The sequence below is a fragment of the Pseudoramibacter faecis genome (assembly GCF_036289405.1).
Lineage (GTDB): Bacteria > Bacillota > Clostridia > Eubacteriales > Eubacteriaceae > Pseudoramibacter > Pseudoramibacter faecis.
In genome coordinates, this window is record NZ_JAYFFI010000001.1 from 20464 (window position 1) to 45675 (window position 25212).

Genomic DNA, 25212 nt, shown 5'->3' on the forward strand with positions numbered 1-25212 from the left:
TCTTTCTTTTAATTTCCCGCGTTTAGCGCGTCCACTGAGCGACCCGATCGGGATGCGCCTTAACCCACTTTTTTGCTGCCTTTTCCGGTTCCATACCATTTTGAATGTCCAACATCACACTGCTGATATCCTCCGTCGTCCAATGAAAGTGATCGAGGATGCGGTAAGCCTTAGGCATATCACTTTTCAACCCTTTGCGAGCCATGGTGCTGAGATGCTCTGCCTTCCCCATGGTGCCTCTTGGATCCTTCAGGTATTTCAAATGATATTTTTGAAACATCCAATGAGGGCTCCAGCCGGTCACGATAATTGGCTGGTGCTGATCAATCGCCTTGCCCAACGCCGTCGCCATCGTCCCGCTGGACGTCGTCGTGACCTTCCATCCTTTCAGATTCGGATACGTTTTGACCGTTTTTTCCGCTGCAGTAACCACACCGCTGCCGGCTTCAATGCCCGTGACGGTTTGGCCGGCCTCAGTCGACAAATCCGCAATCGAATCCACACGCATATAATCAGGAACGACCAACCCCAACTTTGCGCCGGTCAAGTTCGCCCCAAGATTGACAAGTTCCTTGCGGTATTGTTTATACTGCGCGCGGTGGGTGCTGGGCAACCAGGCCGAAACCATAGCATCAGATTCTCCCCGGGCGACCGATTCCCACATCACGGCATTATCCAGCGGTATTAAAGTTACCTTATAGCCCTGATCTTTCAAAACTTCTGCGATCACGTGAGTTGATGCCACTTCAGAATCCCACTGCACATAAGCAAGCTTGATTTCCTGTTGACTGCCGCTGCCGATGTGGGAGGCCACCACCACGCCAGTCACGATCAGCGCGGCTACGACGCCGCTGATCACCCGCCGGCGTTTGGGGTTGGCTTGTGTTGTCTTGGCCACTGCCTTGCGCCTGGTATCCGCCACCGCTAATTTTTGTGTAAAGCGGTCGATGATAATGGCGAGAACCACCAGTGCCATCCCGCTGACAAAACCATTGCCCACCTGGGCACGCTGCAGCGCTGAAAGCACGCCGCGGCCCAGCCCGGGCGCACCGATCATCGAGGCGGTAACCACCATTGACAGCGCAAGCATGATCGTTTGGTTAATGCCGGCCATAATGGTATTTCTCGCCAAAGGCAGCTCGATTTTAAAAAGTTTCTGGGAAGAGGTCGATCCGAAGGCGTCCGATGCCTCGATGAGTTCCCGCGGGATCTCTCGAATGCCGAGATTGGTAAAGCGCACCGTCGGCGGCAGCGCAAAGATAATCGATGCAAAGACCCCTGGCACCATGCCAATGCCAAAGAAAGCCACTGCCGGAATCAGATACACAAAGGCCGGCATGGTCTGCATAAAGTCAAGAATCGGTTGAATCACAATCTGTGCCCGATCTTTTTTCGCCATGAGAATCCCCAGGGGAATTCCGATGACCACTGAGAGAAGCGCCGCCATAAACACCAGCGTCACCGTGTTCATCATATCTTCCCATAGGCCCTGATTGTAGACAAAGAGCAAGCCGATCAATACAAAAATCGGCAATCCTTTCTTCCGATTCGCGACAAAATAAGCTGCAACGGTCAGTCCCAGAATAACCAGCACCGGCGGCAGAAATACCAAAAATCGAGTGATGGCATCCATCGCGCCTTTGCCGCCCCACTGCACCGCGGAGAAGAACCCCGCCCAAGCTTTGGTCATCCAACTGACAACATGCTCAACGCCGTCAGCTACCGGAATCGCTGTGGTTAATATTTTAAACATGCGCATCCTCCTTATCTGGCTTGACCGTGTCCGGTGTATTCTGATCCGAAACTTCTGTGCTGCTGATATCGGCCAGCGCTTCGAGCACTGTGCCGCGAATCACTACGCCAAGCAGGCGGTCTTTTTCATCCACCACAGCCAAGGGCGTCGGCGAATCATAAATCAGATTGAAAATGTCTGTTACCAGTGTCTCCTTGGGAATTTTTTGAACCTGAGGATCCATGACTTCTGTCAATTTCTTCCCTTCCCGGCTGGCAAGCAGTACTTCTTTTGCCTGGAGCGTCCCTTTGAGCTTGCGCTTGCGATCGATGGCCATCAGCATTGAAACGTGTTCTTTGCGCATGCGCCTCAACGCCACATAAGGGCCGTCGAGCTCAACATTGGCCGTGATTGCCGGGATCATCACATTTTCCGCAGTGAGCACCTTAGAAACATCCACATCCTGAATAAATTGTCGAACAAATTCGTCAGCCGGATGCATGAGAATTTCTTCGCCGGTGCCCACCTGCACAATTTGCCCGTCGCGCATAAAGGCGATGCGATCACCCAAACGCAATGCTTCATTCAAATCGTGGGTAATAAAAACAATGGTTTTATTCAAACTTTCGTGCAGCTCCAATAGCTCATCTTGCATATTGCGCCGGATCAGCGGGTCGAGCGCCGAGAAAGCCTCGTCCATGAGGAGCACTTCCGGATCGTTGACAATGGCCCGGGCTAGACCGACGCGCTGCTGCATTCCGCCAGAAAGTTGGTCGGGATATTGGTCTGCAAAAGGCAGCAAATGAAAGTCTTTCAGAATTTTTTCTGCTCGCTGCCGGCGCTGTGCAGCGTCCACCCCGCGAACAGCCAATCCGTACTCCGTATTTTCTAAAATCGTCCGATTCGGAAAAAGCCCGAAATTCTGAAAGACCATATTCACTTTGCTCCGCCGGTAATCCCGCAGCGCTTCATCATTCATTTGAACCACATCTTCATCTTCAAAGCGAATCTCACCACTCGTCGGTTCAATCAAACGATTCAGCATTCGAACCAGCGTCGACTTGCCGCTGCCCGAAAGCCCCATGATTACAAAAATTTCTCCCTGTTCAATCTCTAAGTTCACATCATAAACGCCGACCGTACAACCGGTTTTTCCAAGAATTTCTGTCTTGCTTTTATGAGCTTTAATCATATTCATTGCTTGTTTTTTACGCTTGCCAAATATCTTAGTCAGATGTTTAATCGTGATCTGACGCATGCGAATCCCTCCTTTGTTTCCATGATTTCGCTTTGAATTAAACTAACTTAGTTTAAATATTATAACATAAATTTTTTATGCATTCAAAAATCCCCATTCCCATCAAAGGAAATGAGGATCTTTAATCATAATTTTATTGTTTTAAACAGCTTTTAGCGTGTCTTGCATCTCGTCGATCACGCCGGTTTTTTCGAGTACTTCCTGCACGGTTTCCACCGGGATAATGGTCAGCTTGGCTTTCACCTCGTCGGTGACATCCTTTAAATCGTCCACATTGTCCTTGGGGATAAAAACCTTCCTAATCCCGGCGCGCTGAGCAGCCATCAGTTTTTCCGGCAATCCGCCGATGGGCGTCGCCACTCCGCGCAAAGATACTTCACCGGTCATCGCAAACTCCGGACTGACCGCTTTCTCGCAGACCAGCGAGGCGATAGCCGTCGTTAGCGTGATCCCCGCCGACGGACCGTCCTTGGGCACGGCTCCGGCCGGCACGTGCACGTGCAGATCGTTCTTTTCAAACTTTTCAGCCCGTCCCGGAAACATGGATTTCACCAGACTCACGGCAATCTGCACTGATTCCTTCATCACGTCGCCCAGCTGCCCGGTGATAATCACCCGGCCGCTGCCCTTGGTCATCAGCGTCTCGATAAAGAGAATTTCACCGCCGACCCGCGTCCACGCAAGCCCGGTGACAATTCCCGGCTTTTTCTTCGCCAGAATATGATCGTGGGTCACCGGCCGCATATCCAGATAATCCCGCAGTTCGTCCGGCGCGATGGTCAGCGGTTCGCCCTCGCCCTTCACAATCTGCACCGCCGCTGCCCGGCAAAGGGTATCGATGCGTTTTTTGAGTCCGCGCACTCCGGCCTCCATCGTGTAATCCGAGATAATGGCGCGCAGTGTTTCATCCGGCAGCATTAATCGTTCTTCGTCAATGCCCATGGCCGCGTAGGCTCGCGGCAGTAAATGGCGCTTGGCAATCTGGAACTTATCCGTCGCTGTGTAGCCTTCGAATTGAATCACTTCCATTCGATTGAGCAGCGGCTCGGGAATCATGTCCAGGCTGTTGGCTGTGCAGATAAAGAACACATCGGACAAATCGTAAGGCACGTTGGCATAATGATCGGTAAAGGTGTTGTTCTGCTCCGGATCGAGCACTTCGAGCAAAGCCGAAGCCGGATCGCCGTTGTAACTCATCGAAAGTTTGTCCACCTCGTCAAGCACCATCACCGGATTGGAGACCCCCGCTTTGTGAATGCCGTCCATGATGCGGCCGGGCATCGCGCCGATATACGTTCGCCTGTGCCCGCGGATATCCGCTTCGTCGCGCACCCCGCCCAGACTGACACGGACGTACTCCCGGCCGAGAGCCTTGGCAATGGATTTGCCGATGCTGGTCTTGCCGGTGCCAGGCGCTCCCACAAAAAGCAGAATGGACCCCGACTGCTTGTGCTGCAGATTCATCACCGCCACCTGCTGCACGATGCGCTGCTTGACCTTCTTCAACCCAAAATGATCTTCATCAAGGATTTTTTCGGCCTCATCCAGATCGATCGCCTTGGCTTCTTCCTTTTTCCAGGGCAACTTCGTCATAAAATCCAGATAATCGTAGAGCATGCCGGCTTCCTGGGAATGCTGACCCTCCTGCTTCAGGCGACTGAGCACCTTGCCGGCTTCCTTTTTCGCCTCTTCGTTCATCCCGGATTCTTCAACCGCCAATTCCAGCCGACGAATATCCGATACATTTTCCGGGTCCATTTCGTCGAGCTCCTTCTGCAGATACTGCATCTGTTTTTTGATGGCTTCCTGACGATAAAGCTTTTCATAATCCTTTTTCTGTTCGGTTTCGGCCTCATTGGTGATTTTGGTGATTTCCAAATATTCATAGACCATCTTTTCCATCATGGCCGTCCGCTTTTTACAGCTGTTCTGTTCAAGCACCGCGTATTTTTCGTCCGGGGAATTGGTCATCCAGATGGAAAGCAGCGATGTGACTTCGCCGATGGTTTTCATCTGCGTGAAATAGTTTCGCGCGATGAGCCCCCATTGAAAGCCTTTGACAGATTCCACCAGCTTGTTTTTAAGGGTTTCCAACCGGTTCTTTTCGTCCTCGGGATTTAAATCTTCAATATCCGGCTTTGGAATCGTTTCAAGTTCAATTCTTTCTCCATCAATGATCGAAAGATTTTCCACGTTAACCCGATCTCCAGTCCTAAAAACTAAATATCCGTTCTGGTTGATTTCAACAATACGGCCGGACACCCCAACGGGATAAAAATCCATCTGCCGCATTTCTGATAATGCCGCCTGCTTGCGCGCGATCAGCAGCACCGTCTGTTCATTTTCCTCCGGATCCTTTCCCGTCAATCTTCTGTAAAGATCCGTCTGCATAAAGACTCGGGCATTGGGTGCCACCACCATATTATAAATCGGTACAACCGTCATGCGTTTCTCCCTTCTTGTTAGCAGCCTTTATTATTGAGTGCTAACATTTCTGTTAAAAAAACGGCTTTTAAAAGCCACCTTTAACATTCGATTTGACAGCATTATAATGCGTGTCAAATCGAATTGCAAGCAAAATCCTATTTTTTAAGTATCGCGCAAGTTTTTTATGCCGCGCCGTGCTATAATGCCAACATGTCTTTAATCTGACGGAGGTTCCCATGTTTCAAACCAACGGCACCATCGATGCCGCACTGCTCAAAAAGATACGTCCTTATCTTTACCCCAAACATTTTAATATAGCGATGCCGATATTGGCCGGCATTATGGTTGCTCTCGGCGCGTTTCGCTGGCACCAGGGCAACGTTCAATCCGCGGTTGCCCTTTTGGTGCTCGCTGTCGGCATCCTCGTCGCCTATGCGGACAGCCTGCGGCGAACGGTTCAAAACAGCTTAAAAGTTATCCAACGCCTGACCGGCCTCGACGAATACGATGTGACCACTGTGTTCAAAGACGACGGAATCCATGTGTCCGGACAAGGCGGCCGCGCGCGCATCACCCTATCTTACAATGCCATTCACCATGCTGTTTTTACCAATGAACATGGCCTGCTTTTCTCCAAAGACCATCAGATGGCCATTGTTTTTCTCGGCCAGCTCACGGCAAGCGAGCAATCTGATCTGGCAGTCTTTCTGAAAGAACGAGGCCTTATTCTCACCCGGGCTGCCCGTTGATCGCCCATTGTGTTCTAAAAACAACCGAAGGCGGAACGAAAGTCCCGCCTGATTTTGATGCTATAAAATATAAATATTGAGGTAAAAAATAGTAATTTTCTTGTAAAAAATGCGATAGAACCCAGACTTTCTCTTACAGATTCAATATACTTTCAGCAAGCTTTTTTGCCTGCCAAAAAAGATGCCTATCATAAATGCGACATTTGTTAAATTGAACCGCCTATGAGCTTTTAAACCCATAGGCGGCATAGACAATCTTCACGTTATAAGCAAATCTGAACCGCAAATATCATATCTGTGGAAAAATGTGTTCCCATATTGCATCCATGGCCGGCTGGGCATCGTGCTGCATTGATTGTACGGCTATAACTGCATTTTTATCCGGCATAATGATAACAAACTGAGCCTCGCGGCCATAACAGCGGTAACTGCTTTGATCACCGTGATTTCTCCAAAAATAAAGTCCGTATCCCGCCTCTTCATCGATCGCGTCCCCTGCCGGATTAATGGATGAGGACGGGACATGAAATGCACCGGCGTTTTTCACCCATTCTTCTGACAGAAAACGCATTCCTTAATAGGTTCTCCCGAAGCATAGAGTTGGCCGAGCTTAGCCGTATCTGCAATATCAAGGAACAGGTCGCTGACCGGGAAAGTATGCTCCTTTGAATCCGTGCCCCAACGGGGCTTTGCGGTTCCGGCCCGCTTCCAGAACTTTTCATACAAATAATCGCAGACAGACATCCCGACCGCTTTTCCCAGCATGCGTCCCGCAACATATGGTGCAAGATTGCCATAGCTGAACTTTTTCCCGGGCTCATACATCATCGGGCATGTGAATGCAAAAATCAGCCATTCATCATTTCTTCAGGAAGCTTTTCTTCTGTCTCGCCGCGGAGCTTCTTCCGGTCTGATGCCATTAGAAAGGGCTCCCCATGTCCCGATGTCATTGTCATCAGATTATACAGTGTCACATCATTCCAGCGGGGATCTATATCACCGGGGATAATATCTGCGAAAGTCTCAATGGGTTTATCATCAAGCGATAATTTTCCTTCATCGATTGCAAAACCGACCGCCGTTGCAAGATGACTTTTCGCCACGGAAAAAACGTTGTGATAAATATCATCTGAAAAACGATGAAGTCCTAAAATCGTATTATTCTTAATGGCCATTACAGCATCTATTTCCAAATCGTTTTCTTCCACCCCGGCCCGGGCAGCGTCACAGTAGTAAGGCATCGGCCGACCCTGATGGAAGGGAAAGCAGAGCAAACCGCGGCTTCCCACATAGGCATTAGCCGCTTCTTCGCAGATCATATCATAGACATCTTGACCGGATACCCGGCTTACAGCCTCTTCTGCATCACAGAATGTATCTTTAAACCATTTTAAGTTGGAAGCGGCCGTTACCTGCTCGCTCCTCCATATCCTACTTGCCGGGATTGGCATGGCCGGAGAAATAGATCTCATGGCGCGGTTCCTCATAAACCTTATCCACTGTAGCTACGATAACACCTGCTGTCCCTACCGTAATTTCAGCCATATCTTCTTTGATAATGTCTGAGCCGATGGCCGCACACTGCTGATCACCTCCGCCGACACAGATCGGTGTTCCCGCATGAAAACCTGTGAATTCTGCGGCCTTTGGTGAAATGCAGCCCACCTGCCTAGCCGACTGCTTTATAGGCGGCAATTTGTCGCGTGATACATTTATTGCATCCAAAAGTTCATCCGACCAATCCAACTTCGCAACACCCATCATCCCATTCATCGCAAAAGACGAAGGATCTGTAAACACCTCTTCTGATTCATACTTGACAGTACTGCTTTATGTTCCAAAGGCCAGATGACTTTCGTCTTCTTTTTTGTGCCCGATTATATCACTTTAAACATTCTATAACTATGGTAAATTATTTTAATAACTGATCCCATTGCTTATATCTCTTTTCTAATGTCAATTACTGCATTTTTCTTTCGCATCCCAAGATGCTTCAGATGTCTTATCCCAGGATATCCGGATCTCTCCTTCAAAAAGCTCCCTTCCAACCCTTTCTATATCGTAAAACTAACTTGTAGGTGTATCCATTAAATCCGTTTCAACGGTCTTCGCAACACAACCCGAATTGCCCGTATGCTATTTATAAACTGCCTATAATTAAGGAATTAATAACACATAATATTGGTTTTGAATTTAATCGTTATTGATATAAGTAATAGAATATGTACTCCATTCATGCATAAACGTCTAAATGTCTGTACGAGAAAAAATAAATAAAACAAAAATCATTACCATCGACTAAGCCAATGGTAATGATTTGATAGCTCTTTTTTATTTTCAATCTTCTTTTGAACCGGCTAATTGATAGAGCATCTGCTCAATGCGATCCAACTGCCGAATCATAATCCAGTTCTGTTGCACCAACATATCCATTGTCGGCAGTTCTGGCTGGCCGCCGTCTTCACTTTGCAGCTTCTGGAATAAGATATTCGCCGCTGCTCTGCGATCTTTGGCGTAGCCGAGCTGACCAAGACCAAGGGCTGCTAATTCCTTCACGGCCTGTTCCTGCAATGCCGTTGCATTTTGTTGATCTGCCATTATTTCTCTCCTGATTTTAATCTTGTTTTCAAACGCCGCTTCCGCTTGTCTTAGAAAAAATCGACATGTCCGGCAAATTGTCGCAGTGCTCCCCGAATCGCTTCATCACTGAAGCCCGGATCTTCCGGTAAAGCGCGTTCTGCCGGAATCAGCGGATCAAAAGGGATCAGCCGATAGGTGTGACGATTAGTCATGCCCAGCATTTCTGCTTTTGTCAGCCGAATAGTTTTATAAAATCGTGCCAAGTTTATCTCCTTGTATCGTGCCAAAACCATTGTTTTGGTTTTTCGCACCTAATCTTATAGTTTAATCCGGTGTCTGTCAACAAAATAAAGCGAAAAGCCACTTTCCTTGAGCTTTTCGCTTTTATTATCTCTAGGCTCTTGTCAGTTAGTCAGCGCAGGAGAGACCTCAACTCCGACAATGGTTTCCCGCAAAATAGCTGCTACCGGTTTGACACAGCCGACGGCTTTTAAATTGCCATCTCGACCGCCCTTAAACTGAATATTATATTTTATCCTCAACCGACTCAAACCACCTTTGATCCAAATTCACATTTTGGCATGATTCATATCCTTTGCGGCCATCGTTTGATGCTGCTGATCAGCTGTTGTTTCGGTTTTCGCCTGCCCCGCCGACATCCCATGATGCAGATTCCGGCGGCGTTTCGCCATGGCCCGCCGCCGCATCATGGCCTTGGCTTTTCGGCTGCGGCCTTTAAACTGGGGCTGATAACAGTTTTCCCGGGCATTTTTAAATTGACCCTTTAAAAACACCCGCGCCTGCTTAAGGGCATGGCTGGCCGGCGCCAGCCAGTCGAATACCCGAAAGCGCCCTGGGAAAATGCGAAATGCGACATCGATATTGGCTTCTTTCAGCTTTTTAACAAACGCGATGGTTTCTTCATAAAACGGATCGTCCCGGCCGACATAGGTACAAACCGGCGGCAGACCGGTCAACTCGTCGACACGGGCCGCCGCCGCATACATAGGCACCTGCCCGCGAGTTTCATATACGCTAAGATACATCTCCCAGCCCCGCGCACGATTCAGATCCGGTTCGGTCAGTTTTTGAATTTTTGCCTTACGTCGGAAAGTTTGATCGTCCATCATCGGGAAAAGCGGCATCAAATATGCGATGGCCACTTCCCGTTGATCTCTTGCATAAAGTGCCAGCGCCACGGCCAGGCCGCCGCCGGCGCATTCGCCGCCGACAAAGAGTTGATTGGCATTGATGTGCAAGTTATTCGCGTTTTCCTGCATCCAAACCAGCGCATCATAGGCATCCCACAGCGCCGCAGGATATGGTTTTTCGCCGGCCTTACGATAGTCCGGAATGACCATCACGCAATTGCCATCACCGCAAAAAAGATCCGCATAAACATGGGCTTGTTCCGGAATGCCAGCCATATAGGCCCCGCCGTGCAACCACAGCAGACCGGTCGCTTTAGCGTCTGTCCCTTTGTTGGACCAAACGACCAAAACCCGCAGGGTGCTGCCATCCCGACGATAGATCACACGTTCTTCCATCTGAGTTTTGCGGCCGCGCCATTTCCCCCGGACAAAACGATCCAAAAGACGGTCTTGGCGCTCCACGCTAAGACTGGCCGACGAAGCTAAGATCCATTTATGGGCCAGCGGTTCAATGCGCCACCAACTTTTCAAGTCAAAATTGCGCTGAACCGACGATTGCCTTTTTGTCTGCGTCTTTGCACGCAGGCTCTTTTTTAACAAATGCCCTTGACGCTTCTGCTCTTTTTTTATTTTTTTGTCCTTGAAGGCCTTTGCCGTGGAACCATCACGCTTTTTCTTTGCCATTTCTTTCCCATCGCTGTGCATTATTGTCTTGAAAAATTATTATAGCACTTTTATTCGCCATCCATGCAAACAAATTTATTTTTGTTTCCCAACTTTCTTCAGTCTTCCGCTGATTCCCAAAACAATTCGTCAAGAGTTTTGCCCAGCGCTCGACAAATGGCCACACAGAGTTTGATCGTCGGGTTATAATTGCCCTTTTCCACCGCGCTGATAGTCTGCCTGGAAACGCCCACCAGATCCGCCAGTTGCTGCTGAGACAAATCGAGCGCAGCCCGCGCGGCCTTCATGCGCAAATTCTTCAATCGGCATTCTCCTTCCGGGAGACAAACCATTTGGCTAACGACACCACCAGGAATCCCCCGAAAACAATCACCATTACAAGCGGTGTCATCTGATCCAGCGTGAGCACCCCATCACGAATCCAATCGGCCCGATGGATTCTCCGAACGATGAGCACCGCCAGATTCACCGATGTCAACACCCCCCATAGCCAAATGATGCGCCGTCCCTTTTGACGAAAGGGAAAGTAAGCATCGTTCCAGATGCACTCTCCTCCGTAAACCAAAACGCCGAGAAAGATGCCGATCAGCGAGCTGCCACCGTCGGACAAATAGGGGCCCGCCGCCGACACCAGCAAAAAATGACATGCGCAAAAAATCATCACGACGAAAAAGGCATGGCGATAAGCCCGATCCTGAAGGGCCATCTGTCTTTCGTCGTAATCTGCCGAACGCTGGCTCCTTTTTTCTTTTATCATGATGCCAAAGACCAAAACGCATACCAATAAAATCACAAAAATCATTTCGTACTCCTTTCTCTTCCAAAATTGATGGATCGCTTCTTCATTATACTTATAAATGCCAAAAAGTCAATTATATTTGCTATTTTTATATTTATATTATTATTTTTGTCGTATTTATATTTTTGTCATCGTACAACTCGACTGAAAAGGAAATTCCTTTAAGCGTACATCTTGATCGCCGTCGGCCTGTCAGCACGCAATCCGCGCTTCAATCGCTAAAATTCAGGCTCTAAAAAAGCAGTGAAGTTCGCGTGGATCTCCACTGCTTTTTAAATGACTGAATCTAATCTACTGTCTGCCGTTTCTGCGCTGCCTGCACTACATGCCGGCAAAGCACTGCCGACGTGACCGTTCCTACCCCGCCGGGAACCGGCGTCACGGCGCCGGCTTTCGCCGCGGCATCCGGGGTTACGTCGCCGACCATTTGGCCGGCAGCATCAAAATTAATGCCCACATCGACAATCACCGTCTGACCGTTGGCCGCCACACCATCAGCTGTCACACTGCCGATCTGTCCCGCCGCCGCCACGATGATATCCGCCTCGCGCATGACCGCCGGCGCATCCACTGTGCGCGTGTGACAAATCATCACCGTCGCGTTGCGCGCCAAGAACATCATGGCTACCGGCCGCCCGATGACGAGACTTCGCCCCACAACACAAACTTTTTTCCCCGCGGGATCAATGCCGTAGGCATCGAGCATTTTAAGACAGGCTTCCGCTGTGCAGGGCGGATAACCGATCGCCTTCCCGGTGAAAACTCCCGCGAGAGATCCCGGCGTAATGCCGTCCACATCCTTGGCGGGATCCAGCGCAGCGCAGACCACCGCATCGTCAATCTGCGTGCCCATCGGTCTGAAAATCAAACAGCCATGGATAGCCGCATTTCGATTGATCGCGTCAATCACATCGATCACGTTCTGAGTGTCTGCCTCAGTTGGCAGCGTGATCACCTTCACTTGCAAGCCGACTTTTTCAGCGTGCCTGAGAATGCTGCGCTCATAGGCCAGATCGCCCGGCCGTTCGCCCACACGAACCAGAGCCAGGGTCGGTGTGGCGCCACGGCCTTTGAGCACAAAAACTTGCTTTTGCGTTTCGGCGTCCAGTCGTGCCGCCACCGGCCGGCCCTGCAATTGCTTAGTTGTCTCCTCCATGTTCACTCCTCCTCCGCAGACTGCAGGTCTTTGCTGATATCTTTGTAGATGCTGTCGGCCAGTGCGCCATAGCCGGCCAGCATGCGATTCGCCTCTTCGTTATAGGCGGCCGCCCGCCGGGTATCGGCCATGTTCCTAGTATTGATCAACACGTTGAGCGCCGCCGCGTGCAGCGCCCCGTTTAAAATCGCGGCGCTGCAGCCCGCATCCGAAACCGCAAGCCGGGAGCCGTTCTCGGCAAACTCCTTCGCCATCGCAATGCCCTCGCAGCACAGCGTCATGATGCGTAGCGGCACTTCGCAGCAGGCATCCAGGCAAGCCTGGATCGCTTCGTCTTTGGCCTGACGCTCGGCGGCCGTCGACGCCGACATCCGGTAACAATCGGACAATGGCGCGAAGACCTCCGCATCTCGATCGATCAGCGCGCACAGCTCTTCCTGCAGGGTCTGTGCCCTGTGATTGAAGGCAATCATCACATCCTCCACATCCGCATATTTTTCTTTGCCGATCGTCAGCGCCGCGACCATTTGCCCCAAGGCCACACCCACGGCCCCGACAAGTGCCGAAGCGCCGCCGCCGCCCGGCGTCGGCGCATTGGAAGCCAACGCCAAAACAAATTCTGCACAGGGCATCCGATCATAAGTTTGTTCGCATTTTGTCATTTTCTCGCCCTTCCAAATAATTCGTTTGTGCTGCAGATTAAAACAATCCGCTGATCACGCCGTTTTCATCCACGTCAATTTTTTCCGCCGCCGGATGCAAAGGCAGTCCCGGCATCTTCATGATCGCACCGGTCAGGCAGACCACAAAGCCCGCCCCGGCCGAAATGGTCGCGTCCCGAACGGTGATGGTAAAATCTGTCGGCCGACCGAGCTTTGACGCATCGTCAGAAAGGGAGTATTGGGTTTTAGCCATACATACGGGCAAATTTCCGTAGCCTAATTTTTCAAACTTCGCCAGCGCCTTTTGCGCTTCCGGTGCGAAATCCACCCCGTCGGCACCATAAACTTTTTGCGCCAGTGTCGCGATTTTTGTCGTCAACGACTGATTGAGATCATAGGCATAGGTGAAGTGTTCTTTTCCGGCGTTTTCATCGCAAAGCCGCATCACAGCTTTGGCCACATCAATACCGCCTTTGCCGCCCTGCCCCCAAACATCGGCCAAGGCCACCGTGATGCCCCGTTCTTCACAGGATTTTCTGAGCAGATTGATTTCCGCTTTCGTGTCGCTGACAAACCGGTTGATGGCCACAACCGCCGGCAGACCAAAAACGTCGGTAATATTTTCGACATGCTTGCAAAGATTGGGCAAACCGTTGGCCAGCGCATCCAGATTTTCCTGGGTGACGTTTTTGGCGTCCGCACCGCCGTTATATTTCAATGCTTTGATCGTCGCCACAACGATCACCGCATCCGGCTGCAAATCCGCCAGGCGGCATTTGATATCCAAAAATTTCTCCGCGCCGAGATCCGCACCGAAGCCCGCCTCCGTCACCACATAATCGTCGGCAAAATGCATCGCCATGCGCGTCGCGATCACCGAATTGCAGCCGTGAGCAATGTTTGCGAAAGGGCCGCCGTGAATAAAGGCGGGCGTGCCTTCGAGGGTCTGCACCAAATTGGGCTTAAGCGCATCCTTCAGCAGCGCCGCCATGGCCCCGTTGGCTTTCAGATCTGCTGCAGTGATCGGTTCGTCGTCGCAGGTATAGGCCACGATGATGTGGCCCAGCCGTTCTTTGAGATCGCTGATGTCCCGGGCGAGACAAAAGGCCGCCATCACTTCCGAAGCGACGGTAATATCAAAGCCATCTTGCCGGGGCGTGCCGTCCACCGGCCGTCCGAGGCCGTCCACAATATTGCGCAGTTGCCGATCGTTCATATCGACGCAGCGCCGCCAGGTGATGGTCTTCGCGTCGATACCCAGGGCATTGCCTTTTTGAATATGATTGTCGATCATCGCGGCTAAAAGGTTATTCGCCGCGCCGATGGCGTGAAAATCGCCGGTGAAATGCAGGTTGATGTCTTCCATCGGCAACACCTGGGCGTAGCCGCCACCGGCCGCCCCGCCTTTAATGCCGAATACCGGCCCGAGGGACGGCTCCCGCAGGGCAACCATCGCCGACTTACCCAAATACCCGAACGCATCGGCCACGCCGATGGTCATCGTGGTTTTGCCTTCGCCGGCCGGAGTCGGATTGATGGCTGTCGTTAAGATCAGCCGCGGTTTTTTCGCCGACGGTTGTTTGAGCAGATTGTAATCGACCTTGGCCTTGTATTTGCCGTAAAGCTCGAGATTGTCCTCCGTCAAACCCAATTTTCGGGCAATGTCGCGAATGTCCTTCGGGCTGGCCGCCTGTGCAATCTCAATATCGGATAAATACCCCATGTTGCCTCCTTTAATTCTTTGACAAAATGATTGAGGATGAACGTCGTTCCGGAATCGGAACCAAAACACTTCTTTCATTTTAATTCAGGAAAGCACGCCGCGCAATAAATTTTAATGCGCTCTGACGATAATCCATTGTTTTTACACTTCGTTTTCGATAAGATAAAAACAATTCAATATCACTTGTTAACTTTATTTGCCGACATTTTTTTAAGAAGGTTTTTATGCAAATTGATTTTCCCTATTACGGACAAACTTGTGCGGTAGGCGCCAGCGCCACGGTTGCCGACGCCTGTGCTGCAGCCGGTCACCCGCTGGATCTCGTATGCGGCGGTCTCGGCAACTGCGGCAAGTGCCTAACACTGGTGCAGGAAAACGGCCTGACCTTCGAGGTACTGGCCTGCCAATATCCGGTCTCCGACGGCATGCATATTCTCATTTCCCCCGACGGCGCCCACAAAAAAATCCTGACCGAAGCGATTGCCTTTGATCCGCTGATTTTTGACCCGCCTGTCACGGTCTACCCGGTCACTTTTAGTGCTCTCAACCTGCAAAGTGACCGCGCCTTTCTGGCATCCATCAACGCGGTCCTTCCCGTCGATTTGCGATGCGACGATCCTCAAGTCCTCTATGATGCGTATGAAGCCGTTCGCCGCATGCCAGGCCCCATCGTCAACGTTTTGACGGAGATGCCCCTCATCCCTATCAAGACCGTATGCAACGCCGCCAAAGCCGCCGGCAACATGCTCGCCGCCGTCCCCTCCAATCATGCCGCACCGATGCTCGGCGCTGCCTTTGACATTGGCACCACCACTGTCGCCGGCTATCTTTACGATTTGGAGGATGGCGCTTGGCTCGCCACGGCCTCTGCCGCCAATGCCCAAAGCCGCTTTGGCTCCGACGTGGTCAGTCGCATTGATGCCGCTGCAAGCGGCCGGGGCGATGCCCTTCAGCAAGCTATTATTGCCACGCTTTCCGAACTTCTGGCAACCTTATGCCAAAAAGCACACGCACAGACACAGGATATCATCCATTTAATCGCCTGCGGCAATACCACCATGCTCCACTTATTCGCCGGTCTCAATCCGGAAGACCTCGGCCATGCCCCTTTTGAATCTCAAATCACCGGCATGCTCACCTTCCATCCGGCCGATCTCAGGCTCTCGCTTCATCCGGCAGCCGTCGTTCGGCTCCTGCCACCCCTCGGCGGCTTTGTCGGCTCCGACACCACGGCTTTGCTTGCGGCGCTTCCCAAGCGCGGCGGCAACCACCTGGTGATCGATTTGGGCACTAACGGCGAACTTGCCGTCGGCAGCCGTGAGCACTATACCGTTTGCGCCACCGCCTGCGGCCCCGCCCTCGAGGGTGACGGGCTGACCCTGGGCATGCGCGGCATTTCCGGCGCCATCGAGCGCGTGACCTATACCGACCATTTTGCCTGCCAAGTGATTGACTCCCCACCGGCCAGGGGGATCTGCGGTTCCGGCATCATCGACGCTATCGCCTCCCTCCTTGACGCCGGCCTGCTTGAACGCAGTGGCCGTTTTGTCACCAGGAATGCGCTTGCCCAAAACCCCAACGCCGCCATGCTTCGAAAAGACGGCCGCGTCACCAGCTTCGTGCTGCTCAGCGCTGAAGAAAACGCCGGCGGCCCGGAAATCATTATCAGCCAAAAGGATATCCGCGCCATCCAGCTGGCCAAGGGGGCCATTCAAGCCGCCACCCAGCTTTTGCTGCAGCACGCCGGCCTCACGCCCGAAGATATCGACACCGTTTATCTCGCCGGGGCCTTCGGCAATTACATTGATATCAACGCGGCCCAAAAAATCGGCTTGATTCCCAATTGGCCCAATACCCCCGTGGTGGCTTGCGGCAACGGCGCCGGATACGGTGCGATTCGCGCCCTGCTTTCCAAGGATGTGCTCCGCGAAATAAACGCGCTGCCGAAACGCTGCGAGGTGATTAATCTGGCAGAAGATCCCACTTTTAATGACACCTTTTTAAAATGCACCGATTTGGAGGAGGTCTAATAAAAAACGACTGCCCGCGCTGAAGCGACAGTCGTTTTTTATTGCCTTATTATTTTCGGCTTATGCGTCTTTTCGAGCTTTCATCCGATTGATCAGTCCGCCGGCCACCAGCATTTCCCGCTGCCGTTCAGAGATTTCAATGCTCAAAGGATAACTTTCGTCCTTCGTCACATTGGTCAATATCACATGACCCGTGCCAATGGCGTTAACCGCCCCGTCGATTTTCAAGTCGTCGCCGACGGCAATCCTGTCGTAATCCGCCGGATTCTCAAAGACCAGCGGCAAGATCCCATTATTGATCAGATTGTTCTTGTGGATACGCGCAAAGGATTTAGCCACCACGCCTTTAATGCCCAAATAAACCGGAGCCAGTGCCGCGTGTTCCCGGCTGGAACCCTGACCATAGTTGGAGCCGGCGATGATAAAGCCGCCGCCATTGTCTTTGGCCCGCTGCGGAAAATCCGGATCGCAGGGCGTCAGACAATAATCTGCCAGATAGGGAATATTGGATCGGAAAGGCAAAAGCTTTGCATTCGAGGGCATGATGTGATCCGTCGTGATATTGTCCTCCACCACGATGAGCGCCTTGCCTTCAACCGTTGCTTTCAGCGGCTTGGCCAACGGGAAGGGCTTGATGTTCGGCCCGCGGATAATCGCGACGTCTTCACCCTCCGGAGCCGGCGGCACCACGGCATTATCATTCACCCTGAAATATCCCGGCATGGCGATCGCCGGCAGCTCCACCTTGCCCAGGGGATTCGTCAGCTTGCCTTCAATGGCGGAAATCGCCGCCGTTTCCGGGCTGAGCAGATAAATATCCGCCGAAACCGTTCCGGAACGCCCTTTAAAATTACGATTGAAGGTCCGCAGGGAGACGCCGTCGGTGCAGGGGGCCTGGCCCATCCCGATGCAAGGACCACAGCCGCATTCAAGTACCCGGGCTCCCGTGCCGAGGATATCCGCCAGCGCGCCGTTCTCCGCCAGCATGGTCAACACCTGGCGAGACCCCGGCGCCACAACCATTTCCACATTTTCGGCCACGGTTTTGCCTTTCATGATGGCGGCAACTTTCATCAGATCAAGATAAGACGAATTGGTGCAGGACCCGATGCACACCTGATTGACCGGCATGCCTTCGAGCTCCGCCACCTTTTTCACCGCGTCCGGACTGTGGGGGCAAGCTGCCAGGGGGTCAAGCGCCGACAGATCGACCTTCACCACCTGATCGTACTCAGCATCGGCGTCGGCGGCCAATGCGATAAAATCGCCTTCGCGGTCCTGGGCCTTCAGGAAGGCTCGGGTCATATCGTCCGACGGGAAAATCGAGGTAGTGGCCCCCAATTCGGCCCCCATATTAGTGATGGTCGCCCGTTCCGGCACCGTCAGCGTCGCAACGCCGGATCCAGTGTATTCGAAGACTTTGTTAACCCCGCCTTTAACGCTGCATTGGCGCAGTACCTCGAGGATGATGTCCTTGGAGGAAACGCCCTTGCGCAGTTTTCCAATCAGCTCGACCTGAACGATTTGGGGCATGGTGATATAATATTCGCCGCCGGCCATGGCCACCGCCACATCGAGGCCGCCGGCGCCGATGGCGAGCATTCCGATGCCGCCGCCGGTGGGTGTGTGGGAGTCGGACCCCACCAGGGTTTGACCTGGCACACCGAATCGCTCGATTTCAACCTGGTGACAGATGCCGTTGCCCGGCCGGGAAAAATAGACGCCGTGCTTCTTGGCTACCGTCTGGATATAAAGGTGGTCATCCATATTTTCCGGCCCTTCCTGAAGCATGTTGTGATCCACATAAGCTAAGGATCGTTTGGTTTTAACCCGCGGCACTTCCATCGCTTCCAGCTGCATATAAGCCATGGTCCCAGTGGAATCCTGGGTCAGGGTCTGGTCGATGCGAATGCCGATTTCCGTTCCCTTTTCCATTTTCCCGACGACCAAATGATCGCGGATGATTTTTTCTGTGAGTGTCAGTCCCATTTTTGCTCCTTCTCTTCTATTCGCTTTCAGATTTTAGCGCAAATAACGATTGAATCCGCCCTGATTATACCACAGAGCCATCGGCGGCTCAACGCCGTTTTGCTCAGTAAAGTGCATTTAAACCCGGACACTGCAAATGCGCTGTCGATTGCTGTTCAGCTTTTTCTTAACGCACAAAAACCAGGCATTGTCTTTTTCGTCGACGGTCATTTTTTGTGCATTTTCTCGAAGGCAAATGCGTCATTTTTTCACACTTTTTTATGAAGATGACGTCCCTTTTCATTACAGATATGTTAAAATAATGATAACAATTAACCCGTGTTACAAAATGCCCGCTGTTTAAAAACCATCTTAGCGCGGTCATGGCGTTATGTATTTTATTGCATCATGTTTGCATCTTCGAAAGGATAATGATCTATGGATAATGCTGTCGCCTTGTATCTCTTTCACAATGGAGACTACCTTCAAAGTTATGAATTCTTTGGCGCGCATCCTGCAGACGGCAAAACCACCTTCCGTCTCTGGGCGCCCAATGCCCGCGCGGTTGCCGTTGTCGGCAACTTTAACGACTGGGATGCGGCCGCCAACCCGATGACCTTGCTGCCGGACTCCGGCGGCGTGTGGGCCCTCACCATCGACCGGGATTTAAGCGGTGAAATCTACAAATACTGCATCACACAAATCGATGAAGAAGTCGCGCATAAAGCGGATCCCTATGCTTTTTACGCCGAGGTGCGCCCCCAAACGGCCTCTGTCGTCTGGTCTTTGGATGATTATATCTGGCATGACGACACCTGGCGCGCGGCGCGAAAAGATCAAACACCGCAAAATAAGCCGGTCAACATTTACGAAATGCACCTGGGCAGCTGGCGCACCCACGAGGACGGCACCTTCTTGAACTATCACGAGCTGGCTGATCAGCTCGTTCCCTATTTAAAAGCCATGCATTACACTCATGTGGAATTCATGCCGGTGATGGAACACCCCTTTGACGGCTCCTGGGGCTACCAACTGACGGGTTTCTTCGCACCGACTTCCCGCTACGGCACGCCTCAGGATTTAATGTATCTGATCGACCGGCTGCACCAAAATGACATTGCGGTGATCCTCGACTGGGTGCCCGGACACTTCTGCAAAGACGCCCATGGCCTTTACAAATTCGACGGCACCAATCTTTACGAGGCCACCGAGCATCCCCAATGGGGCACCATGGAATTTGACTACAATAAGAACGAAGTGGTCAATTTCCTGATCTCCAATGCTTATTATTGGTTCGACCGTTATCATATCGACGGCTTGCGCATCGACGGCGTCGCCAGCATCATCTATTTGAATTACGGCTACGAAAACGAATGGCGACGCAATAAATTCGGCGGCAACGATTCCCTGGAGGCCGTGGCTTTTCTTCAAAAGCTCAATACGGAAATTTTCAAATACTTTCCTTATGCGATCATGGCCGCGGAGGAATCCACCGCCTATCCGATGGTGACCTGGCCGGTGGATCAAGGCGGGCTCGGCTTTAACATGAAATGGGATATGGGCTGGATGCACGACACGCTTTCCTATATGGAAACGGATCCCTATGTGCGCAGTCAGTTTCACAGCAAGCTGACGTTTTCAATGGCCTACGCCTTCTCGGAAACCTTTGTACTCCCGCTGTCCCACGACGAAATCGTCCACGGCAAGAAGTCCATCCTCGACAAAATGTTCGGCGATTACGACGGAAAGTTTGATCAGATGCGCCTGCTCTACGCCTACATGTACGCCCACTCCGGCAAAAAACTTACCTTCATGGGCAACGAAATGGCCCCTTTCATCGAGTGGCGCTATTACGAACAATTGGAATGGTTCATGCTTGACAATCCCAAGCACCAGCAATTCCATCAATTTATTCAGGATCTTAACAAGCATTATCTGAACGAGCCGGCACTTTGGCAGGAAGACCACAGCTGGGATGGCTTCCAATGGATCGACGCCGACAACGCCAAGCAAAGCATCATCATTTTCCGGCGCATGGGCAAGAATCCCCAGGATGATTTGATCATCCTCATTAATTTTTGTCCCCAGGACTACCCGGAATACGATATCGGTGTTCCCACAACCAGCACCTATCGCCTGCTCTTTAATTCCGACGACGCAGCCTACGGCGGCAAAGGCACCCCTGTCAAAAAAACAACCAAAGGCAAAAAAGGCGGTTGCCACAACCAGCCCTTCACCGCGACGCTGCGCGTGCCCGGGCTGACGGCTCTCATTTATAAAGCGGTGAAGCCCCGCAAACCCGCCGTTAAAAAAACGGCTCGCACTAAAACATCACGCGCCGGAAAGGGGACGGCTAAACGCGCAACACTTCCGACCAAAGCGCCGACCATCCAACCTGCCGTAAAGGATGACAATCCAAAACCTTTAGTCAAACAAGATAAATCGCCAAAATCTATCGCGAAAATCGACAAGAAAGCGTATAATAAATGAGCTAAATCAAATACTTAAACAGCTTGCGGTCCATTTCCTATCAGATCGCCATGCGCCCATAAAGGAGATTTATGATTAAATTCAACCACAAACAATCTGAACACGCCGCCATGACCAAAGAGACTTTCAAAAGAGCTTTTATCAAAAAAGTCGAAGAAATTTCCGGCGAAAAGTTGGAAGATTCCACAACACAAAATCAATATGAAGCACTGGCTCAGCTCGTAATGGAAAATATCACCACCGCGTGGGCCCACAATAACAGCCACAATCGCACCTTCTCGGATAAGCAGATTTATTTTTTTTCCATCGAGTTTCTGATCGGTCGCCTGCTGCGCACCTATATCATGAACCTCGGCTGGGATCAAATTGTTCCGGAAGTGCTCACGGAGCTCGGCCTGGATTATGATAAGATCCAAACGCGAGAACACGACCCGGCGCTCGGCAACGGCGGCCTCGGCCGGCTCATGGCCTGCTATCTCGACAGCACTGCTGCGATGAACTTCCCCGGTCACGGCAACGGAATTCGCTATAAATATGGCCTGTTCCAGCAGAAAATCGTCAACAACGAACAGGTTGAAGTTGCTGACCATTGGCTGCGGCACGGCTATCCCTTCGAAATTGCAAAGCCGGAAAATTCCGTGATCGTCAAATTTGGCGGTGATGTTCGCGCAGAAGAAGTCGGCGGCAAACTCGTTTTTATCCACGAAAATTACGAACCCGTACTCGCTGTCCCTTATGACGTCCCAGTTCAGGGATATCACAATAAAACCGTCAACTCACTGCGCCTTTGGAGTGCCGAACCGGTAGAAGACTTCGATCTGAACACCTTCAATCAAGGACATTTTCTCAAGGCCGTTCAGCGCAAATCCGAGGCTGAAGCCATCTCCCAAGTCCTTTACCCTTCCGATCACGGTTTCGAGGGGCAGCAATTGCGACTCAAGCAGGAATATTTCTTTGTCTGCGCCGGCCTCAAACGCATTGTCCGCCGCTACAAAAAAGAGCATCACGGTGCCATGGATGGTTTCCAGGATAAAATTTGCATCCACATCAACGATACCCATCCGGCCATGTGCGTTGCGGAATTCATGCGGATCTTGGTCGACGAAGAAAACTATGAATGGGACGATGCCTGGCGGATGACCGTGGCTTCCATGAGCTTCACCAATCACACCGTATTGCCGGAAGCGCTCGAAAAGTGGCCCATCGATATGATGAAAAACCTCCTGCCCCGAGTCTACATGATTATTGAAGAAATCAACCGCCGCTTCATCCTCGAGATGAACAATCAATATCCGGATCAGGAAGCGCGCAATTATGGCATTTCCATTTTAAAAGACGGGCAGGTACATATGGCGCATTTAGCCATTATCGGCTCCCACTCTGTTAACGGTGTGGCTGAGCTACACTCGAAAATCCTCAAAGAAGAAACCTTTAAAGATTTTTATACCGTTTATCCGGAGCGTTTCCACAACGTGACCAACGGCGTGACGCCGCGACGTTTTCTGATGGCAGCCAATCCCGAACTGAAAAGCCTGATCTGCGACACCATCGGGAATGACTGGACCCAGGCCCAAAACATGACGGCTATCAAAGCCCTCGAAAAATATGCCGATGACGCCGCTTTCCGCGATAAACTTGGTATTGTCAAAAAGCACAATAAAGAACGATTGGCTCGCCACATCAAGGCCACCCAGGGCATCACCTTGAATCCGGACTCCATTTTCGACGTGCAGGTCAAACGGATTCACGAATACAAACGCCAGTTGCTCAACGCGCTGCACATCATGCACGTTTATAATCAGCTGCGTTCCAACCCCAACGCCGATTTCGTACCGAAAACCTATATCTTCGCCGGCAAAGCCGCCCCTTCCTATTACTATGCGAAAGAAATCATCAAGCTGATCAACGTCCTATCCGACAAGATCAACAACGATCCGTTGATCGGCGACAAACTCAAGGTTGTTTTTGTGCCAAACTTCAACGTATCTTCCGCTGAAATCATTTATCCCGCCGCGGAAATCTCCGAACAGATTTCGACCGCCGGCAAGGAAGCGTCCGGCACCGGCAATATGAAATTCATGATGAACGGAGCGCTCACTTTAGGGACGATGGACGGCGCCAATATCGAAATCGCCGAACACGTGGGCATGAGCAATATCTTCACCTTCGGCATGTCCGCCGACGAAGTGGCAGGCTACAATCACAACGGCGGCTACCGTTCCCTGGATATTTATCAAAGTGATTCCCGCGTTCAGGAAATTCTAAACCAGCTGATCGATGGCTTCCTGGGTGGCGTCAACTTCCAGACGATTTATGACTCGCTTCTTTTGGGCAACGATACCTATTACGTGCTCAAGGATTTTGCTTCCTATGCGGATATTCAGCAGCAAGCCAGCCAGGCCTATTGCAACCGGGATACCTGGCTTATGCGGGCGACGATCAACATCGCCAACTCCGGCATCTTTTCGTCCGACCGCTCCATCGCCGATTATCAAAAAGAAATCTGGAATATTCCATCCTCCCATTGACAATCATATGCCGCACTTTTTCACACAAACTATTGTGTCTTTAAAGCCGGTTTTCAAAATTCAAACAACAGCCGCCCGTTCGGCGGCTGATCGATTAATCACCTAATGGCTTATTGCAACCTCTTTCCGGAGAGACAAAGGAGAATATTATGAGTATTGAATGTGTCGCCATGCTGTTAGCCGGCGGACAAGGCAGCCGCCTGAAGGCCTTAACAGCCAATAATGCCAAACCTGCGGTTTTATTCGGGGGAAAATACCGTATCATCGACTTTCCATTGAGCAATTGCATGAATTCAGATATCGACGTTGTCGGGGTCTTAACACAATACCGCCCCTATATTTTAAATAACTACGTCGGCGACGGCTCGGCTTGGTCACTTGACAAAGTCAACGGCGGTGTGCGTATTCTCCCGCCTTACATGGGGCAGAAAGGCGGCCACTGGTACAACGGCACCGCCGATGCCATCACCCAGAATATCGACTTCATCGATCAATTCAGTCCAGAATATGTTTTGATTTTGTCCGGCGACCACATTTATAAAATGGATTATTCCAAGATGATCGCCTACCACAAGGAAAAGCAGGCCGATCTGACCATGGCCGTGATGGATGTGCCCTGGGAAGAAGCCAACCGCTTCGGCATCGTCGTGACCAACGACGAACAGCGCATCCAAAACTTCCAGGAAAAACCGGCCGAGCCCAAAAGCAATAAAGCTTCGATGGGGATTTATGTCTTCTCCTGGCCGGTATTGCGCAAAGCGCTCATTGAAGACGCCGAGGATCCCAACTCAGAAAACGACTTTGGCAACAACGTAATCCCCGCGCTGCACGAACAGGGCAAGCGCATCTTCGCTTATACCTTCTCCGGTTATTGGAAAGACGTCGGAACCATCGAAAGTTATTTTGAAGCCAACATGGATTTACTGGACGAATCCTGCAATTTCGACCTGACAGATCCGGATTTCCGCATTTTCTCCAATAATAACAGCCGCCACCCGCAGTTTATCGGGCCCTATGCCAATGTGCAAAATTCCCTGATCTGCGACGGCTGCGCCATTTTCGGCCAGGTAGAACATTCTGTTTTGTCCCACGACGTGACCATCGGCGAACACACCATCATCCGCGACTGTATCATCCACACCGGCGCCCAGATTGAAGACGGCGCCCATCTGGAACGCTGTATCGTCGGACCCAGCGGCGTAGTAAACGGCGATACCCGCATCGTCGCCGCGGAATCGGACGATCCCATGGATATTCACGTCATCAACGCTTAAG

General features: G+C 51.4%; 21 protein-coding genes. 5 read left to right on the top strand and 16 right to left on the bottom strand.

The window, feature by feature from the left end; all coding sequences use genetic code 11:
- Positions 1-22: 22 nt before the first annotated feature.
- The 3 genes from V3C63_RS00125 to lon form a co-directional block, all read right to left on the bottom strand.
- Complete coding sequence (locus V3C63_RS00125; RefSeq protein ID WP_329885797.1) at positions 23-1753, bottom strand: ABC transporter permease/substrate binding protein; 1731 nt, start codon at positions 1751-1753, stop codon at positions 23-25.
- The gene (locus V3C63_RS00130; protein WP_329885798.1) at positions 1746-2990 is read right to left on the bottom strand and encodes a quaternary amine ABC transporter ATP-binding protein; all 1245 of its coding nucleotides are present in this window, start codon (positions 2988-2990) and stop codon (positions 1746-1748) included. Before V3C63_RS00130 ends, V3C63_RS00125 begins: the two co-directional genes overlap by 8 nt.
- 141 nt (positions 2991-3131) lie before the next feature.
- Positions 3132-5435, bottom strand: coding sequence for an endopeptidase La (lon, locus tag V3C63_RS00135; RefSeq protein ID WP_329885799.1), 2304 nt, complete (start codon positions 5433-5435; stop codon positions 3132-3134).
- 218 nt (positions 5436-5653) lie between these two features.
- Here lon and V3C63_RS00140 point away from each other — a divergent pair, with 218 nt between their 5' ends.
- Positions 5654-6166: a hypothetical protein gene (locus V3C63_RS00140; RefSeq protein ID WP_329885800.1), complete on the top strand. Its 513-nt coding sequence runs from the start codon at positions 5654-5656 to the stop codon at positions 6164-6166.
- A 289-nt stretch (positions 6167-6455) separates the two neighbouring features.
- On the opposite strand, the gene V3C63_RS00145 is transcribed toward V3C63_RS00140, so the two are convergent.
- From V3C63_RS00145 to V3C63_RS00195, 12 genes are all read right to left on the bottom strand, one after another.
- A complete protein-coding gene (locus V3C63_RS00145) occupies positions 6456-6737 on the bottom strand; it encodes a hypothetical protein (protein ID WP_329885801.1) in 282 nt (93 codons plus the stop codon).
- Positions 6710-7018 (bottom strand): serine hydrolase, encoded by a 309-nt coding sequence (locus V3C63_RS11685; protein ID WP_425355323.1) that lies wholly within the window; start codon positions 7016-7018, stop codon positions 6710-6712. Before V3C63_RS11685 ends, V3C63_RS00145 begins: the two co-directional genes overlap by 28 nt.
- Positions 7015-7638: a serine hydrolase gene (locus V3C63_RS00150; protein ID WP_329885802.1), complete on the bottom strand. Its 624-nt coding sequence runs from the start codon at positions 7636-7638 to the stop codon at positions 7015-7017. Before V3C63_RS00150 ends, V3C63_RS11685 begins: the two co-directional genes overlap by 4 nt.
- Positions 7598-7966, bottom strand: a complete 369-nt coding sequence (locus tag V3C63_RS00155) for an FGGY family carbohydrate kinase (protein ID WP_329885803.1) — start codon at positions 7964-7966, stop codon at positions 7598-7600. Before V3C63_RS00155 ends, V3C63_RS00150 begins: the two co-directional genes overlap by 41 nt.
- Positions 7967-8503: 537 nt before the next feature.
- Positions 8504-8764: a hypothetical protein gene (locus V3C63_RS00160; RefSeq protein ID WP_329885804.1), complete on the bottom strand. Its 261-nt coding sequence runs from the start codon at positions 8762-8764 to the stop codon at positions 8504-8506.
- A 50-nt stretch (positions 8765-8814) separates the two neighbouring features.
- Complete coding sequence (locus V3C63_RS00165; RefSeq protein WP_329885805.1) at positions 8815-9009, bottom strand: hypothetical protein; 195 nt, start codon at positions 9007-9009, stop codon at positions 8815-8817.
- Between the two features lie 306 nt (positions 9010-9315).
- Positions 9316-10581, bottom strand: a complete 1266-nt coding sequence (locus V3C63_RS00170; protein ID WP_329885806.1) for an alpha/beta hydrolase — start codon at positions 10579-10581, stop codon at positions 9316-9318.
- Between the two features lie 98 nt (positions 10582-10679).
- Entirely contained in the window at positions 10680-10883 is a 204-nt protein-coding gene (locus V3C63_RS00175) for a helix-turn-helix transcriptional regulator (RefSeq protein WP_273268431.1), read from the bottom strand.
- Positions 10880-11383, bottom strand: coding sequence for a hypothetical protein (locus tag V3C63_RS00180; protein WP_329885807.1), 504 nt, complete (start codon positions 11381-11383; stop codon positions 10880-10882). Before V3C63_RS00180 ends, V3C63_RS00175 begins: the two co-directional genes overlap by 4 nt.
- A 283-nt stretch (positions 11384-11666) precedes the next feature.
- On the bottom strand, positions 11667-12536 hold the full coding sequence (locus V3C63_RS00185) for a bifunctional 5,10-methylenetetrahydrofolate dehydrogenase/5,10-methenyltetrahydrofolate cyclohydrolase (protein ID WP_329885808.1): 870 nt from the start codon (positions 12534-12536) through the stop codon (positions 11667-11669).
- Positions 12537-12538: 2 nt separating this feature from the next.
- Positions 12539-13198: a cyclodeaminase/cyclohydrolase family protein gene (locus V3C63_RS00190; protein WP_329885809.1), complete on the bottom strand. Its 660-nt coding sequence runs from the start codon at positions 13196-13198 to the stop codon at positions 12539-12541.
- Positions 13199-13235: 37 nt separating this feature from the next.
- Positions 13236-14921: a formate--tetrahydrofolate ligase gene (locus tag V3C63_RS00195; RefSeq protein WP_329885810.1), complete on the bottom strand. Its 1686-nt coding sequence runs from the start codon at positions 14919-14921 to the stop codon at positions 13236-13238.
- Between the two features lie 224 nt (positions 14922-15145).
- Between V3C63_RS00195 and V3C63_RS00200 the strand changes: the two genes are divergently transcribed.
- Positions 15146-16951: an ASKHA domain-containing protein gene (locus tag V3C63_RS00200; RefSeq protein WP_329885811.1), complete on the top strand. Its 1806-nt coding sequence runs from the start codon at positions 15146-15148 to the stop codon at positions 16949-16951.
- 60 nt (positions 16952-17011) lie between these two features.
- On the opposite strand, the gene V3C63_RS00205 is transcribed toward V3C63_RS00200, so the two are convergent.
- Positions 17012-18940, bottom strand: coding sequence for an aconitate hydratase (locus tag V3C63_RS00205; RefSeq protein ID WP_329885812.1), 1929 nt, complete (start codon positions 18938-18940; stop codon positions 17012-17014).
- Positions 18941-19357: 417 nt separating this feature from the next.
- Here V3C63_RS00205 and glgB point away from each other — a divergent pair, with 417 nt between their 5' ends.
- The 3 genes from glgB to V3C63_RS00220 all read left to right on the top strand — a co-directional run bounded on the left by glgB (position 19358) and on the right by V3C63_RS00220 (position 25211).
- Positions 19358-21409: a 1,4-alpha-glucan branching protein GlgB gene (glgB, locus tag V3C63_RS00210; protein WP_329885813.1), complete on the top strand. Its 2052-nt coding sequence runs from the start codon at positions 19358-19360 to the stop codon at positions 21407-21409.
- A gap of 71 nt (positions 21410-21480) precedes the next feature.
- Positions 21481-23937, top strand: coding sequence for a glycogen/starch/alpha-glucan phosphorylase (locus tag V3C63_RS00215; RefSeq protein WP_329885814.1), 2457 nt, complete (start codon positions 21481-21483; stop codon positions 23935-23937).
- 146 nt (positions 23938-24083) lie between these two features.
- Entirely contained in the window at positions 24084-25211 is a 1128-nt protein-coding gene (locus V3C63_RS00220; protein WP_425355324.1) for a glucose-1-phosphate adenylyltransferase, read from the top strand.
- The last annotated feature ends 1 nt before the right edge of the window (position 25212 follow it).